The 15,055-nt window shown below is 62.3% G+C and carries 13 protein-coding genes; 12 read left to right on the top strand and 1 reads right to left on the bottom strand.

The window, feature by feature from the left end; all coding sequences use genetic code 11:
- The first annotated feature begins 45 nt into the window (after nt 1-45).
- From BM216_RS10105 to BM216_RS10135, 7 genes are all read left to right on the top strand, one after another.
- Nucleotides 46-1,764, top strand: coding sequence for an ABC transporter permease (locus BM216_RS10105; protein WP_092998680.1), 1,719 nt, complete (start codon nt 46-48; stop codon nt 1,762-1,764).
- Nucleotides 1,757-2,833 (top strand): ABC transporter ATP-binding protein, encoded by a 1,077-nt coding sequence (locus BM216_RS10110; protein ID WP_092998682.1) that lies wholly within the window; start codon nt 1,757-1,759, stop codon nt 2,831-2,833. The genes BM216_RS10105 and BM216_RS10110 overlap by 8 nt, the downstream gene beginning before the upstream one ends.
- A gap of 7 nt (nt 2,834-2,840) precedes the next feature.
- Complete coding sequence (locus BM216_RS10115; protein ID WP_092998684.1) at nt 2,841-4,046, top strand: CaiB/BaiF CoA transferase family protein; 1,206 nt, start codon at nt 2,841-2,843, stop codon at nt 4,044-4,046.
- Nucleotides 4,043-4,891, top strand: coding sequence for an HpcH/HpaI aldolase/citrate lyase family protein (locus BM216_RS10120; RefSeq protein WP_092998686.1), 849 nt, complete (start codon nt 4,043-4,045; stop codon nt 4,889-4,891). Before BM216_RS10115 ends, BM216_RS10120 begins: the two co-directional genes overlap by 4 nt.
- The gene (locus BM216_RS10125) at nt 4,888-5,904 is read left to right on the top strand and encodes a hydroxyacid dehydrogenase (protein ID WP_244530139.1); all 1,017 of its coding nucleotides are present in this window, start codon (nt 4,888-4,890) and stop codon (nt 5,902-5,904) included. Before BM216_RS10120 ends, BM216_RS10125 begins: the two co-directional genes overlap by 4 nt.
- Before the next feature lie 8 nt (nt 5,905-5,912).
- Nucleotides 5,913-6,590, top strand: coding sequence for an RraA family protein (locus BM216_RS10130; protein ID WP_177230754.1), 678 nt, complete (start codon nt 5,913-5,915; stop codon nt 6,588-6,590).
- Between the two features lie 315 nt (nt 6,591-6,905).
- Complete coding sequence (locus BM216_RS10135; RefSeq protein ID WP_092998690.1) at nt 6,906-7,337, top strand: OsmC family protein; 432 nt, start codon at nt 6,906-6,908, stop codon at nt 7,335-7,337.
- A 131-nt stretch (nt 7,338-7,468) separates the two neighbouring features.
- Here BM216_RS10135 and BM216_RS10140 read toward each other — a convergent pair whose 3' ends face one another.
- On the bottom strand, nt 7,469-10,747 hold the full coding sequence (locus tag BM216_RS10140) for a tandem-95 repeat protein (RefSeq protein WP_092998692.1): 3,279 nt from the start codon (nt 10,745-10,747) through the stop codon (nt 7,469-7,471).
- On the opposite strand from BM216_RS10140, the gene BM216_RS10145 reads away from it, so the two are divergent.
- The 5 genes from BM216_RS10145 (at nt 10,686) to BM216_RS10165 (ending at nt 15,012) form a co-directional block, all read left to right on the top strand.
- A complete protein-coding gene (locus BM216_RS10145) occupies nt 10,686-11,042 on the top strand; it encodes a beta-barrel domain-containing protein (protein WP_177230755.1) in 357 nt (118 codons plus the stop codon). The genes BM216_RS10140 and BM216_RS10145 overlap by 62 nt on opposite strands.
- Nucleotides 11,043-11,518: 476 nt before the next feature.
- Entirely contained in the window at nt 11,519-12,751 is a 1,233-nt protein-coding gene (gene proV / locus BM216_RS10150) for a glycine betaine/L-proline ABC transporter ATP-binding protein ProV (protein WP_092998694.1), read from the top strand.
- An 88-nt stretch (nt 12,752-12,839) separates the two neighbouring features.
- Nucleotides 12,840-13,721: an ABC transporter permease gene (locus BM216_RS10155; protein ID WP_092998696.1), complete on the top strand. Its 882-nt coding sequence runs from the start codon at nt 12,840-12,842 to the stop codon at nt 13,719-13,721.
- 148 nt (nt 13,722-13,869) lie between these two features.
- A complete protein-coding gene (locus tag BM216_RS10160) occupies nt 13,870-14,685 on the top strand; it encodes a glycine betaine ABC transporter substrate-binding protein (RefSeq protein ID WP_092999355.1) in 816 nt (271 codons plus the stop codon).
- Nucleotides 14,686-14,751: 66 nt separating this feature from the next.
- A complete protein-coding gene (locus BM216_RS10165; RefSeq protein WP_092998698.1) occupies nt 14,752-15,012 on the top strand; it encodes a helix-turn-helix domain-containing protein in 261 nt (86 codons plus the stop codon).
- Nucleotides 15,013-15,055 lie beyond the last annotated feature (43 nt).

Here is a 15,055-nt window from a genome sequence, read left to right on the forward strand (position 1 = left end):
CCGGCCACTCGTCGGCCCTTCCACCAACCCTGACAGGAAAATTCGATGACGGATATCAGCCACCCCGGCACGGCCGGACGGGGGATAGACCGATCGCGTGCGATCTACTGGGGCGTTGCGGCGCTGACGACGATCCTCGTATTCGGTCCCATCACCCCGATCATCTTCCAGGCCTTCCTCGACAAGCCGCTCTATGATGACACGGCAGTCGTGACGCTTGGCAATTTCAGCCGCCTGTTCAGCGAACCGGGCATGGCCGGCGTGTTCTTCAACACGCTCTATTTCGGCGCGCTGACGATGATCGTCGCTCAGGTGTTCGGTGCCGTCATGGCGGTTCTCGTCGGACGCACCAATCTGCCGGGTCGTAAGTGGCTGGGCGAGATCTTCATCTGGCCGCTGTTCGTCTCGAACCTCGTCATCGCCTTCGGCTGGTTCACCATGTACGGCCCGTCGGGCTTCATGACGCTTGCCGCGAAAACCTATCTCGGCGGCGCGCCGTGGAACCTCTACAGCGTCACCGGCATGGGCATCGTCGCTGGCCTCAGCCAGGCGCCGCTCACCTATCTGATGTGTCTTGCGGCCGTCACCAAGGCCGATCCTCTGCTCGAAGATGCGGCGCGATCCACCGGTGCCGGTCCTTTCCGGGCGCTGTTTTCGGTCACCATTCCGATGATCCGTCCCGCGATCATCTATTCGGCCGTGCTGAACTTCGTCGTCGGCATCGAGATGCTGGCGATCCCGCTGCTCTTCGGCGGCCCGTCCGGCATCCAGACGGTGACGACGTTTCTCTACAATGCCGGCATCAACGCTGCCGTGCGGCCGGAATACGGCATCGTCGGTGCCGCAGCCGTCATCCTCCTGATCGTCGTCGCCTTCCTCGTCTGGCTGCAGGGCTTTCTGATGAAGGGCGCTGGCCGCTTCGTCACCGTCCGCGGCAAGGCCAGCCGCCCCTCGACGCTCGATCTGGGTGCCTGGCGCTGGCCGGCATTCCTGTTCGTTTTCGCCTTCGCGTTCCTCACGATTATCTCGATCTTCGGCGGCATCTTCATGCGCTCGGCGGTGAGCTTCCTCACCCCGCTCATTCCGTTCTGGAAGGTGCTGACGACAGCCAATTTCGAGCATGTTCTCGGCTCGGCCAACTATGTGCGCTCGATCGTCAATTCCGTTCTCGTGGCGACGATCGGCGCCGCGATCGGCACCTTCTTCATTCTGGTGATCGCGCTCGTCGCCCGCCGTTCGGACTTCCGCCACAGCCGGGCGCTCGAATATATCGCGCTTTTCCCGCGCTCGCTGCCGGGCATCATCGCCGGTCTCGGCTTCTTCTATGCCGTGATCTGGCTGCCTGGAGCGGATGTCATTCGCGGCACGATTGCCGTGCTCATCCTCGCCTTCATGATCCGCTACATCCCGGTCGGTTTCGGTGCCATCGCGCCAGCGCTCGCCCAGGTCGGCGAGGAACTCGACCGCGGTGCGCGCATCTCGGGCGCCGACTGGTGGACGACGGTGACGCGCATCATCGTACCGATCCTCAAACCCGCGCTGTTCAGCTGTTACGCGCTGCTCTTCATCCACTTCTTCAAGGAATATGTGACGGCGGCCTTCCTCTACCAGCCGGGGTCCGAAATCATCGGCACCACCATGCTGCAGCTTGTCGCCCAAGGCGACAACGGCCCGGTCTCCGCCCTCGCAACCATCCAAGTCGTCATTACCGCCGCGTTCGTCATCATCGCACGCCGCGTCATGGGAGCCAAAATCTATGGCTGATCTCGTTCTCGAAAACCTCACCATCAAATACGGCTCGGTTACGGCCGTCGACAACCTCAACATACACGTCGCGTCGGGTGAATTCCTGACGCTGCTCGGGCCGTCCGGCTGCGGCAAGTCGACCTCGCTGTTTGCGGTCGCCGGCCTCAACCACGCGACGTCCGGTACGATCCGGGTCGGCGACCGGGTGCTGTTCGACGGCAACCCGAACAACACGGTGCCGCCGGAAAAGCGCAATATCGGTCTGGTCTTCCAGTCCTACGCGCTCTGGCCGCACAAGACCGTGGCAGAGAATCTGGCTTTCCCGCTGACGCTTCGCAAGATCGGCCGCGCAGAGCGTGACGAGCGCATCAAGGAAGCGCTCGGCCTCGTCGAGATGCTGCCCTATGCGGATCGTTATCCGTTCGAACTTTCCGGCGGCCAGCAGCAGCGTGTCGCGCTTGCCCGCGCGCTCGTCTATCGTCCGCCGCTTCTGCTGCTCGACGAGCCGCTGTCGAACTTGGATGCGAAGCTGCGTGAACGTGCCCGCGTCTGGCTGCGCGAGTTGCAGGAGCGCCTCAACGTCACCACAATCTACGTGACCCACGACCAGGCTGAGGCGCTCGCCGTTTCCGACCGGATCGCCGTCATGAGCATGGGCCGCATGCGCCAGCTCGGCACGCCGCGCGAGATCTATGAACGTCCGGCCGACAGCTTCGTCGCCGACTTCATCGGCTCGTCGAACTTCTTCGACGGCACGATGATCGAGAACGGCACGGACAAGGCCCGTATCCGTTTGGCCGACGGCAGCGAGATCGTCACGCCGCCGGGTGCCGCCGGCAAGGACGGCTCGGTCGTCGTTGCCATCCGGCCGGAAAAGATCGAGCTTTCCAGTGAGACAGGCCCGAACACGATGCGGGTGTCGATCGATCAGCGGACCTATCTCGGTTCCGTCTGGCAATACGCAGTGCGCTCGGGTCCGATCGAGTTCCGCATCCAGACGCCGGCGGAATTGAAGGAGGATTCAATCCTCGTGCGCATCCCTCAGGGACATTGCGCCGTATTCCCCGATAAACCCGGCGCGAATTGAGGCTTTCATGGCAGAGACTAAGAAAACCGTCCGCTTCCAACCGGAACAGAAGGGCCCTTTGCACGGCATCCGCGTTGTCGACCTGAGTCGTGTCGTGGCCGGCAACATGCTGTCGCTGCAACTGGGTGATTTCGGTGCCGACGTCGTCAAGGTGGAGCCTCCTCAAGGGGACGCCCTGCGCGAATGGCGCGACAACGGCCATTCACTGCATTGGAAGACCTATGGCCGCAACAAGCGCTCGATCGCGCTCAACCTGCGTCAGCCGAAGGCGCTGGAAGCGCTGAAGAAGCTGCTCGAAAAGGCGGATGTGTTCATCGAGAATTTTCGTCCGGGTACGCTCGAGGAAATGGGCCTGTCGCCGGACAGCCTGCTGGCGCTCAATCCGAACCTCATCATCGTACGGATCTCTGGTTTCGGCCAGACCGGGCCCTATGCAAAATATCCGGGCTTCGGCACGCTGGTCGAGGCGATGAGCGGCTTTGCCTCGCGCACTGGTTTTCCGGATCGCGAACCGGTCCTTCCCCCGCTCGCGCTTGCGGACATGATCTCGGGCCTCACCGGCGCCAATGCGGTGATGATGGCGCTTTTTGCCCGGGAGCGCGGGGATACAGGCGGGCAGGTCATCGACCTGTCGCTGCTGGAGCCGATCTTCGCCTCGCTCGGCCCGGAAGCCTCGATCTATCATGTTACCGGCAAGGTCAAGCAGAGGTCCGGATCCGGCTCCAACACGGTTTCCCCTCGCAACGTCTATCTCTGCAGCGACGGCAAATACGTGGCGCTGTCCGGTTCCACCCAGGTGATCGCGATGCGGATCTTCGACATCGTCGGCCGCCCGGACATGAAGGACGATCCGCGCTTCTCCACCAACATGGAACGCGTCAGGCATCGCGAACTGGTGGATGCCGCGCTCGGCGCATGGTTTGTCACCCGCACCCGCGACGAGGCGCTTTCGGTGATGCGCGGGGCCGGTGCCACGGTCGGCCCGGTTTATGACATCGCCGATATCAGCACCGACCGGCATTTCGCCGAGCGGGAGATCGTGGTGGATGTCGAGGATGCCGATCTCGGCAGCATTCCGCAGCACAACATCTTTCCGCGCTTTTCGGCGACGCCCGGCGTCTTCCGCCATCCGGCACCTGACGTCGGTGAACAGACCGAGGCGATCCTTGCTGAAATCGGCATGACGCCGGCTGACCTGGAGGATAAGGCATGATCTCGTCGCTTCTCTACGTACCGGGCAATGCCGCCCGTTTCCTTGAAAAGGCAGGCCAGCGCGGCGCCGACGCCATCATCATCGATCTAGAAGACGCCGTGCCGGAAAATGCCAAGACCGAGGCTCGCGATGGCCTGGCGAAATGGGTGCCGGAGATTAAGCAGAGCGGCTGCAAGGTTTTCGTGCGCGTCAACCATACCGATCGCCTGATCGATGACGCGGTTGCGGCGACAATTGCAGGCGCCGACGGGCTCTATGTCCCGAAGGTGAGCAGTCCGGATGTCCTTGCGCGTCTGGTCGAAAGCCTTGAGCCGCACGAGAAGGATCGCTCGCCGATCGCCTTCGTGCCGCTGATCGAAGACATGACGGGCCTGTTCGAAGTTCGCGCCATTGCAAAGGCGCCGCGGGTTCTGGCGTTGGCAGCCGGCGGCGAGGATCTTGCGACGGCCATGGACGCGAGGCCGACGCCCGAAGTGCTGCGCTATCCCAAGCTGATGATCCACTATGCAGCCAAGGAAGCCGGCGTGCTGTCGATGGGGCTGCTGCGTACCGTCGCTGACTTTGCCGACAAGGATGCGCTTCGCGCTGCTGCTCTGGAAGCGCGCGAGTTCGGTTTCGACGGGGCAAGCTGCATCCACCCTTCCGTCGTGCCGATCCTCAACGAAAGCTTCGCGCCGACGGCGGAAGAGGTTGCATGGGCTCAGAAGGTCATCGCGGCCAACGCCGAAGAGGCTGCTGCAGGGCGTGGGGCCTTCATGCTGGACGGCAAGTTCGTCGACGCGCCGATCGTGACGCGGGCGCAAAATCTACTTCGCAGAACTGAAAAAGGACGGGCTACCCCATGACCCATGACATCATCCAGGGGGCCGAACACGGCAAACGCGGCCGGCGCATTCTCGTCAGCCACAACAAGATCGCCGAAAAGGCGATCCGGCTGCTGAACGAACACGATATCGACGTGTTCTTCTCGCCGCCCTACGATCCGTCCGACGTGGTGGCGAAGCTCGCCGCAGACCTCAAGATCGACGGCCTGATGGTGCGCCAGGGGCGTATCAATGAGGAAGTGATTTCCGCCTCGCCCCACCTCAAGGTCATCGCCAAGCACGGCGTCGGCGTGGACAATGTCGATATCGCGGCCGCCGCAAAGCTCGGCATCCCGGTGCTGCGGGCGATGGGCTCCAACTCCCGCGCCGTTGCCGAGCACACGATCGCGCTGGCGCTGAGCCTGATCAAGGAAGTGCTGCCGCTCGACAAGGCCGTGAAGGGCGGCGAATGGCCGAAGCCGACCTTTACCGGCAAGGATTTCCTCGGCGCCACGATCGGTCTCATCGGTTATGGCGGGATCGGCCGCGAGACGGCGCGCATGGCGGAAGCACTCGGCATGGAGGTCGTGGTCTACGATCCCTTCGCACCCGGTGCCGCCGAAGCCGATGGTTTCGCCTCGGCGAATGATATCGATGCCATGCTGCCGTCGCTCGACATCCTCAGCATCCATTGCCCGCTGACGGCTGCGACGCGTGATCTGATCGATGCACGCCGTCTCGGCCTGATGAAAAAGTCCGCGGTTCTGGTGAACACCGCCCGTGGCGGGATCATCAACGAGACGGATCTGGCGCAGGCGCTCGCAGCCGGCACGGTCGCAGGTGCGGCGCTCGACAGTTTCGCCACCGAGCCGCCGGCCGCCGACAGTCCGCTCTGGGCGCTCAACACGCTGATCGCGACACCGCATATCGGCGGTGTGACCTACGGTTCCGCCGACGCGATGGCGGTCATTGCCGCCCAGCACATCATCAGCGTTCTTGATGGCAATGCGCCCGACGAACGCTCCATCGCCCGCCCAACCGAACTTTCTGCCTGAGGATTTCGATGACTTACGGATTTCGCGTCAAACTGAACTGGGATCGTATCGAGCCGGCGCTCGTCGAATCTTTCCGCGCCCTTCCCGTCGCCAATGTCAGCGACTCCATGTCGCGTATCTGCGCTTTGGGCACCGCAATGCGCCCGATGCATCGTTCCGGCAATCTCGCCGGACCGGCGCTGACGGTCCGCACCCGCCCGGGTGACAACCTGATGCTCCACAAGGCGATCGACATGGCCCAGCCCGGCGACGTGATCGTCGTCGATGCCGCCGCCGACATGGCGAACTCCCTCATGGGCGAACTGATGCTTGCCCATGCGATCCGTCGCGGCGTTGCCGGCTTCGTCTTGAACGGTGCGATCCGCGATGCCGAGGCATTCCTGGAGCGCAATGTCCCGACCTTTGCCGTCGGCGTGACCCATCGCGGACCCTACCGCACCGGGCCGGGCGAGATCGGCCTGCCGATCGCGATCAACGGCACCGTCATCGAACCGGGCGACCTGATCCTCGGCGATCTCGACGGCGTCGTCAGCGTTCCGAAGGCGGATGCGGCCGATATTCTCAAGGCGACGATCAAGAAGCACGAGGCCGAAACCAAGCAGATGGCCGAGACCGAAGCCGGCACCGTCAACCGCGAATGGGTGGACAAGGCGCTGAAGGAAGCGGGCTGCGAATTCATCGATTGATATGATGGGTGGAGCTTTCCGCCTTTCTTCGAAACGCGAAACTGCTCCATCTGTTTGTCTCTCCGCCATTCCGGACGCAAAACCGGTTTCCGGTTTTGCTGGAATTGCTCCGGAAGGACCAGCGGGCCGTGGCCATGCCATCGGCCCGCGTTTCCTGTCGGGCGCCCCTCTCGACTATCCGGCGCCGGATCCTATCTACCGGGATCTTGGCAATGGACGCTGCGCGAGCTTCGCGTCTCGCGCGTTTTGTCCAGGATTGCCATCGATTTTCATGCCTTACGTTTTCGAGTGAAATCCAAACAAGAGGAGACATCGATGCAGATAAACCGGACAGGATCGGCGCACTGGGAAGGTGGGCTGAAGGACGGCAAGGGTAAGATCTCGAGCCAGAGCGGCGCGCTGAAGGAATATCCCTATGGTTTTGCCAGCCGCTTTGAAGGCGTGCCTGGCACCAACCCGGAAGAGCTGATCGGCGCTGCCCATGCGGGCTGCTTCACCATGGCGCTTTCGCTGATCCTCAATGAGGCCGGCTTCACGGCCACCGCGATGGATACGACCGCGAAGGTTACCCTGGAATCGGTGCCGGACGGCTTTGCCATTTCCGCCATCGCCCTCAGCCTCAAGGGCACCGTTCCGGGCCTCGACGCCGCTCAGTTCACCGAGCTCGCCAACAAGGCGAAGGCCGGTTGCCCTGTCTCCAAGGCACTTTCCGCGGTTCCGATCACGCTGACGGTCGAGCTGGCCTGATCCCCTACGCATTCGGGCGGTAGCCGGTTCACGCTATCGCCCGAACCCTAGAGCCCTGGCCGACAAAGAACCTCGCGGTTCCTTGCCGGCTGGACCTCCCCCTCTTGAGATGCGAGCAGCCTGGAAAGGCCCTAGGCTATAGGTTCGTCACGAACGACGAAATCGAGATAGTCGATCTGCAGGCCCTTTCCGATCGTCGCGAAGACGACGGCTGCGGCCCCGCCGGCGCCATCGGCGTCATAAAGAAGCTGCCCGGCATTGCTGTCGTAGATGATGTGGTCTGATGCATCGAGGGCTTGGCTACCCTTGACGAAACTTGCCTGAGAGAGCGTGCCGGCGGAAAGCGCCGAGAAGACGGATCGGCTCAGCATGATCGTGTCGTCGACCACCTTGAAATCCTTGATCTGGTCGATGTTGTTCGCACCCAGTGCCGTCGAGAAGACGAAAGTGTCGCGACCGTTGCCGCCGGTGAGTGCGTCATTGCCGAGACCGCCATCCAGTATGTCGTCGCCATCGTTGCCGTTGATGGTATTGGCCGCGGAATTTCCGATCAGCGTGTTGGCCGAGGCATTGCCCTTCAGTGTCACCGCGGAGGTGCCGCTGGCTTGGACGATCTCGACAAAGACGGTGTCCTCAAGCGTGAAGGAGGCGGTGGTAATGACCGTGTCGGTGCCTTCGCCCGCCGCTTCGACGACCTTGTCCTTGGAACTGTCGACGTAATAGGTGTCGTTGCCGGCGTAGCCATACATCGTGTCGGCGCCCTGACCGCCGTCGATCACATCGTTGCCGGCGCCTCCATGGAGCGTGTTGGCGCTGTTGTTGCCGGTGACGATCAGGCCGGAGGCCGGCGGCGACAACGCGATAGTGAAGGTCTGCGGCGCGCTCTCGGCGCCGAGCGCATCCTTGACCAGATACTGGAAGGTGAAGTCGCCGCTGGCATTGCCGGCCGGCGTGAAGGTGAAGCTACCATCTGCCGACAGGCTGAGCCCGGACAGCGCGCCGATCTGAAGATAGGTCAGCGCATGCCCCTCGATGTCCATGCCCGTCGGCAGGTGACCGCTGATGACGGTGTTGGCATTGCCCGCGGCGGCATTGCCGGTCGCCGCGGCAACGGGAGCATCATTGACTGCCGCGAGCGCAATCGTGAATGTCTGTGCGGCGCTTGTCAGTCCCTGGGCATCGACCGCCACATATTGGAAGGTGAAATTGCCGTTCGCATTGGCGGCAGGGGTGAAGACGAACGAGCCGTCGGCATTGAAGCTCAGCCCGGCCACGGCGTTAACGAGCCGGTAGGTCAGCGGCCCGCCTTCGACATCGGCTGCGGCCGGGACACTGCCGCTCGCGACCATATCCTCGGTGCCGGCAAGGCTGTTTCCGGTCGCGGATGCGACCGGTGCGTCATTGACGGCGGCAAGCGCGATGGTGAAGGTCTGCGGCGCGCTCTGAGCGCCGCGAACATCCTTGACGACATACTGGAAGGTGAAGTCGCCATTCTGGTTTGCCGGTGGCGCAAAGCTGAACGTGCCGTCGGTGTTGAAGGTGAGGCCCGTGACTGGCGCCACCAGCGCGTAGCTGAGTGCGTCGCCATCGGCATCCGCGCCGGTCGGCACGTTGCCGGTCACGACCACGTCTTCCTGTCCGTTGATGCTGTTGCCGGTCGATGAGGCGACGGGGGCGGAGTTGGATGGCGGCGGCGCGCCGTCGAAGGAGTAGTCGCTGAGATCGAAGGCCGCCTGGCCGACCGGCACCTTGATGCGGAAGGTCTCGACATGGGCGCCGTCCTGCACCTGCCAGCTGTCGCCGCCGATATTTACGAGAACGGCACTGGCGCTGAAGCCGGTGAACTGGATGCGGTCGCCGAGAGCCGTGCCATTGCCGCTGAAATCCTCGATGACGTCGCCCTGGAACTCGCCCTTGCGCAGCACGAAGGTGTCGTTGCCGGCATCGCCATAAAGCTGGTCGGCGCCGAGACCGCCCTCGATGATGTCGTCGCCATCCATGCCGTGGATCTTGTTCGCGCCGTCATTGCCGATGATGACGTTGCCGAGCGCGTTGCCGGTGGCATCCCGCTGGCCGCTGCCGGTGAGGACCAGGTTCTCGACATTGTCGCCGAGCGTGTAGGTGAGAGAACTCCTCACCGTGTCGATGCCTTGACCGGCAAGCTCGATGACCATATCGCCGGTGTGATCGACGATATAGGTGTCGTTGCCCAGCGCGCCGCGCATCGTGTCTGCGCCGCCCTGGCCATCAAGGATATTGTCACCGGAATTGCCGACGAGTTCGTTGGCCAGCACGTTGCCGGTTGCGTTGAGGTTCGATGTCCCCTGCAGAACCAGCTTTTCCACCTCTGCGGCCAGACCGTAGCTCACCGTGCTGTAGACCGTGTCGTAGCCGCCAAGGCCCGCGTGGTCCTTTTCAATGATCACGTCGAGAGCGTTGTCGACATAATAGGTATCGTTGCCGTCGCCGCCCTGCATGGTGTCGGCGCCGGCACCGCCATCGAGAATGTCGTCGCCACCGAGGCCCTCGAGCTCGTTGTTGGCGGCATTGCCGAGAATGTAGTTGGCGAGGTCGTTGCCGGTGCCGCGCACCGCGCTTCCGGTGAGGGCCAGGTTCTCGACATTGGCGCTCAGCGTGTAGTTCAGGCTGGCGATCACGGTGTCGTTGCCGGCATTGGCCTGTTCGAGGACGGTATCGCCACTGTGGTTGACGATATAGGTGTCGTTGCCGCCGAGACCGGCAAAGCTGTCCGCGCTGGTCGTGCCGTAGAGATAGTCGTCACCCTCCGTGACGCTGTAGGGCGGGACATAGACCGCGCCGGAGGCCGTGCCGGTGACGGTATTGCCGTAGACGACCGTTCCGGACGGATTGCCGGCCGTCGAGTTGGTCAGCTCCTCGCGAATGCCGTAACGGCTGCCGCCGTCGGAATGGATATCGTTGTCATAGATCCGTGTGTCTTCCGAATAATAGGTGCGCGGCGGATCGACGACGTCGTCGAGGCGCAGGCGGATGTTGATCTCGTCGTAGACACCCGCGCTTTCGCGCGAGTTGTTGTAGATCTCGTTGCCGTGGATATCGCTGTTGGTGGCGCCTTCCACCCTGATGCCCTGGCGCATGTTGTCATGCACGCTGACTCCGCTGACCTCGACATCGTCGGACAGCTTGATGAGGATGCCTTCGCGGCTGTTGCCGTAATATTCGCCGCCGATGATGCGAACGTCGGTCACCCAGGGAATGGTATTTTCGCCTTCCGGAAAGATGTCGCTGCGCTGGACGACGACACCCGCGCCGCCGGTCGCGCCATGGCCGTTGTCATAGGCGGTGTTGTTTTCGAGCAGGATGTCGCTGATGCTGATCGTACCGCAATCGGATCTGCTGGTGGTCGATGCCCGGGTGTCTCCCAACGACATCGACCAGATCTATCTCGGGCAGAAGGTTTTCCTGAAGTTTCCCTCGTTCAATCAGAAGAGCACCCCCGAGCGTAAGGGTGTTCTGGAGCGGATATCGCCGGACCTGATCATCGACGCGAAGACAGGCCAGCAATATTACGAGGCGCGGATCCTGCTTGACGGCGACGAGACCATATTTCGGCTGGTGCCCGGCATGCCGGCGGATGCCTTCCTGCAGACTGGCAATCGCAGCATTCTGTCCTATCTGGTGAAGCCGATTGCCGACTTCTTCGCATTGGCTCTCAGGGCGAGTTGAAGCGTCCTCGATAGAGACATTTCGCCGCAAGGCAGAGTAACGAAACAGTGCTGTTCCGGCGGCCGGTTGAAGCGTGAGGATGCCTGATAGTCAAGTGTTCTCGGTCTATCGTATTGGCGTGATTTGAGGTGCAGATTTTACTATCGTGACCGGAAAATAGAATGCGCAGATCGCCGGCAATATCATAATAATTTGAAGCGCAGGCTCAGACGATTATGATTTTTTTATGGACTTCTTGCGGGATGGCCCCTAGATAAAGGCTCTTCTTACAGGGGTAGGGCGCTCGGCGTCACAGAATTCCCGATCGATCAAAAGCCTCGCGGACGAAGTCCAGCAGCAGGCAGTATATCGCTGACGGTGTTTCGTCACCGTTGAAGACAATGATGAAAAGTTCGAGATCCGAAGGTCACAGGCTGCCGGCTCGAGGTTTCACAAAAGGAGTATGCCCGCGCTATCGAGCCCGGGCCCAAGATTGAATGGCTTTTGCAACTGAAAATGACGCGCCGCTTGAAACGGCTTCGACCAAGATCAGTCTAAAGAATGTCTACAAGGTTTTCGGTGAGCGCCCCGACAAGGCGCTCGAACTGATCCGGGCCGGCAAGACAAAATCCGAAATCCACGCCCAGACCGGATGTTCGGTCGGCGTCAATGATGCGAGCTTCGACATCAAGGCCGGCGAGATCTTCGTCATCATGGGCCTGTCGGGTTCCGGCAAATCCACCCTGCTTCGCCTGCTCAATCGCCTGATCGAGCCGACCTCCGGGTCGATCGAGATCGACGGTAAGGACGTCACCAAGATGTCCCGCCGCGAGCTGATCGACGTGCGTCGCCGCGATATCAGCATGGTGTTTCAGTCCTTCGCGCTGCTGCCCAACCGCACCGTTCTCAACAACGCCGCCTTCGGCCTCGAAGTGTCAGGCGTCGGTGAGGCTGAGCGCAAGGCGAAGGCACTTGCAGCGCTGAAGGCCGTTGGTCTCGACGGTTATGCCGACAGCATGCCCGACCAGCTTTCCGGCGGCATGAAGCAGCGTGTCGGCCTTGCCCGCGCGCTTGCCAGTGAGCCGACCATCCTCCTGATGGACGAGGCGTTTTCCGCCCTCGACCCGCTGATCCGCACGGAAATGCAGGACGAACTCGTCCGTCTCCAGGCCGAGCACAGCCGCACCATCGTCTTCGTCAGCCATGATCTGGACGAGGCGATGCGTATCGGCGACCGCATCTGCATCATGCAGAACGGCAATGTCATCCAGGTGGGCACGCCGGACGAGATCGTCATGAGCCCGGCCAACGACTATGTCCGCTCGTTCTTCCGCAATGTCGATGTCAGCCAGGTGTTCAAGGCCGGCGACGTAGCGCGCAAGACGCAGATCACCATCATCGAGCGCCAGGGCACGACCGCTGCCGCAGCCCTTGAGCGGATGAAGAACTTCGACCGCGAATACGCGATCGTTCTCGGTCGCGACAAGAGTTACCAGGGCGTCGTCAGCCAGACGTCGCTCGTCGAAAAGCTGCGTCTGAAGGCGGACGATCCCTATCGCAGCGCCTTCCTTTCCGAGATCGAGCCGATCCCGGCGGACGAGCCCCTGTCCAACGTGCTGGGCAAGGTCGCGGCCAGCCCCTGGCCGGTGCCTGTCATCGACGACACCAAGCGTTATCTCGGCTCCATCAGCAAGTCGACGCTGCTCGAAACCCTCGATCGCGCCAGCTGATCCTCGCCAATCCTTTTAAATGTTGCAGCGCCTTGGCGCGCCGATGAGGCGCGCGGCGCTGTAGCCGGCCCCAAAACCGGAGACTGACATGAATTTCGATATCGGTGACGGCATAGACACAGCCGTCAATTACGTTCTGGACAATTTCTCGCCCGTTCTGGATTTCATCGCCGCCGTGATCGGCTACGTGACCGGCACGATCCAGGGCGCGCTCGTTGCGATCCCGATGCCGGTCGGCGTCGCCATCTTCGTTGTCCTGTCATTGTGGCGGGTCGGCATCGGCTTCGGCATCCTGACCGGTGTGGCGCTTTGGCTCGTCGACCATATGGGCCTTTGGGGTGCCATGATGGAGACGCTGTCGCTGGTCATTGCCTCGACACTGATGGCGATGCTCATCGGCCTGCCGCTCGGCATCGCCATGGCACGTAAGGATTCGGTCGCGACCGTCGTCCGCCCGATCCTCGACCTGATGCAGACCATGCCGGCCTTCGTCTACCTGATCCCGGCCGCCATGTTCTTCGGTCTCGGCGCCGTGCCGGGGGCGATCGCGACCGTTATCTTCTCCATGCCGCCGGTGGTGCGCCTTACCAATCTGGGCATCCGCCAGGTGCATGCCGAGTTCATCGAGGCGGGCAACGCCTTCGGCTGCACGTCGTCGCAGCTGCTGTTCAAGGTGCAGCTTCCGAATGCCATGCCGTCGATCATGGCCGGCATCAACCAGACGATCATGCTGTCGCTCTCGATGGTGGTCATCGCCTCCATGATCGGCGCCGGCGGCATCGGCAACACGGTTCTGACCGGCATCCAGCGTCTCGACGTCGGTACCGGTTTCGAAGGCGGCCTTGCCGTCGTCATCCTGGCGGTCATCCTCGACCGTCTGACCCAATCCCTCGGAAAGCCCCGTGCCGCCTTCTGGTCGGTGCTTTTCAAGAGACAAGAGCGCGAGGAGCTTGCTCCGGCCACCGCCTGAGCCTGCTTTCGCGCCAACCAGGCGGGTGCTGAACCCGCGAATTCAAACCTCCCAAAAAGGAGAACGCATGTTCAAGACAAATTCGACGCGCCGGGCAACCCTGGCAGCAACTTTCGGACTGGCCGCAGCCATTGCTGCAGGTTCAGCCATGCCGGTGATGGCGCAGGACGCCGAGCCGGTAAAGATCGGCTGGTCCGCATGGTCCGACGCCGAATTCGTCACCAAGCTTGCCGCCAAGATCCTCACCGATGAACTCGACACCAAGGTCGAGCTGGTGCAGACGGATGTCGCACCTCTCTATCAGGGCGTCAGCCGCGGCGATATCGACCTGATGATGATGGCCTGGCTGCCGCAGACCCATGCCGATTACTTCGACAAGGTGAAGAACCGCGTCGAGACGCTCGGCACTGTCTATGACGGCGCAAAGCTCGGCTGGGTCGTTCCGGCCTATATTCCGGAAAGCGAGATCGCCTCGATCGAGGACCTGAAGAAGCCGGAAGTACAGGAAAAGCTTTCGGGCAAGATCGACGGCATCGAGCCGGGCGCAGGCTTGACGCGCCTGTCGCAGCAGGCGGTCAAGGATTACGCGCTTGACGACTACAAGCTGCAGATCTCCAGTGAAGCCGGCATGCTGACCAGCGTCGACCGCGCCTATCGCGGCGAGAAGTGGTTCGTCGCCACCTCGTGGAGCCCCCACTGGATGTTCGGCAAGTACAAGCTGCGCTACATCGCCGACCCGAAGAAGTCGCTCGGTGAGGCCGAACATGTCGACGTCATCGCCCGCAAGGATTTCAAGAGCGAAAACCCCAAGGTTGCCGAATTCTTCTCGCGCATGAAACTGCCGATTTCCGACCTGGAAGCGGGAATGTTCAATGCCCAGGAGACCTCCTACGAGGAGGCGGTCGAGAAATACATCAAGGACCATCCGGACCAGGTCAAGGCCTGGATCGGCGACCAGGGCTGATAGGAACTTGCGACCCCGCCGGCATCTCCGGCGGGGTCGCGTTCTTTCTTTCGAGGGGACTAGCTGATGTATGATTCACGAGTTGACTGGAGCTTTGCGGCCGACGACACGGTCGGGGGGCGGATCTCTCTCGCCCGCGACGCCTGCGGCCTGTCACTGGAAGACGCCGCCGGCGTGGTCGGCGTGGAAACCGAGACCTGGCGCCATTGGGAAAACGACCAGATCGCCCTGCGGCACGACCGTCTCGACAAGGTTGCCGGCGTGCTGAAGGTCAGCCTTGCCTGGCTGCTCAGCGGTGCCGGAAAAGGGCCCCTCGCGGCCGCCTGACACCCCGATCACGACATGCGGGGTGGCGGTCCTTTCGGCCGCC

Source organism: Rhizobium sp. NFR07 (genome assembly GCF_900111905.1).
Taxonomy (GTDB): Bacteria; Pseudomonadota; Alphaproteobacteria; order Rhizobiales; family Rhizobiaceae; genus Neorhizobium.

Excerpts from the sequence above, each read along its gene's own strand:
- BM216_RS10105 (WP_092998680.1), top strand. The coding sequence starts at position 46 with ATGACGGATATCAGCCACCCCGGCACGGCCGGACGGGGGATAGACCGA.
- BM216_RS10110 (WP_092998682.1), top strand. The coding sequence starts at position 1,757 with ATGGCTGATCTCGTTCTCGAAAACCTCACCATCAAATACGGCTCGGTT.
- BM216_RS10115 (WP_092998684.1), top strand. The coding sequence starts at position 2,841 with ATGGCAGAGACTAAGAAAACCGTCCGCTTCCAACCGGAACAGAAGGGC.
- BM216_RS10120 (WP_092998686.1), top strand. The coding sequence starts at position 4,043 with ATGATCTCGTCGCTTCTCTACGTACCGGGCAATGCCGCCCGTTTCCTT.
- BM216_RS10125 (WP_244530139.1), top strand. The coding sequence starts at position 4,888 with ATGACCCATGACATCATCCAGGGGGCCGAACACGGCAAACGCGGCCGG.
- BM216_RS10130 (WP_177230754.1), top strand. The coding sequence starts at position 5,913 with ATGACTTACGGATTTCGCGTCAAACTGAACTGGGATCGTATCGAGCCG.
- BM216_RS10135 (WP_092998690.1), top strand. The coding sequence starts at position 6,906 with ATGCAGATAAACCGGACAGGATCGGCGCACTGGGAAGGTGGGCTGAAG.
- BM216_RS10145 (WP_177230755.1), top strand. The coding sequence starts at position 10,686 with ATGCTGATCGTACCGCAATCGGATCTGCTGGTGGTCGATGCCCGGGTG.
- BM216_RS10140 (WP_092998692.1), bottom strand. The coding sequence starts at position 10,747 with ATGTCGTTGGGAGACACCCGGGCATCGACCACCAGCAGATCCGATTGC.
- proV (WP_092998694.1), top strand. The coding sequence starts at position 11,519 with ATGGCTTTTGCAACTGAAAATGACGCGCCGCTTGAAACGGCTTCGACC.
- BM216_RS10155 (WP_092998696.1), top strand. The coding sequence starts at position 12,840 with ATGAATTTCGATATCGGTGACGGCATAGACACAGCCGTCAATTACGTT.
- BM216_RS10160 (WP_092999355.1), top strand. The coding sequence starts at position 13,870 with ATGCCGGTGATGGCGCAGGACGCCGAGCCGGTAAAGATCGGCTGGTCC.
- BM216_RS10165 (WP_092998698.1), top strand. The coding sequence starts at position 14,752 with ATGTATGATTCACGAGTTGACTGGAGCTTTGCGGCCGACGACACGGTC.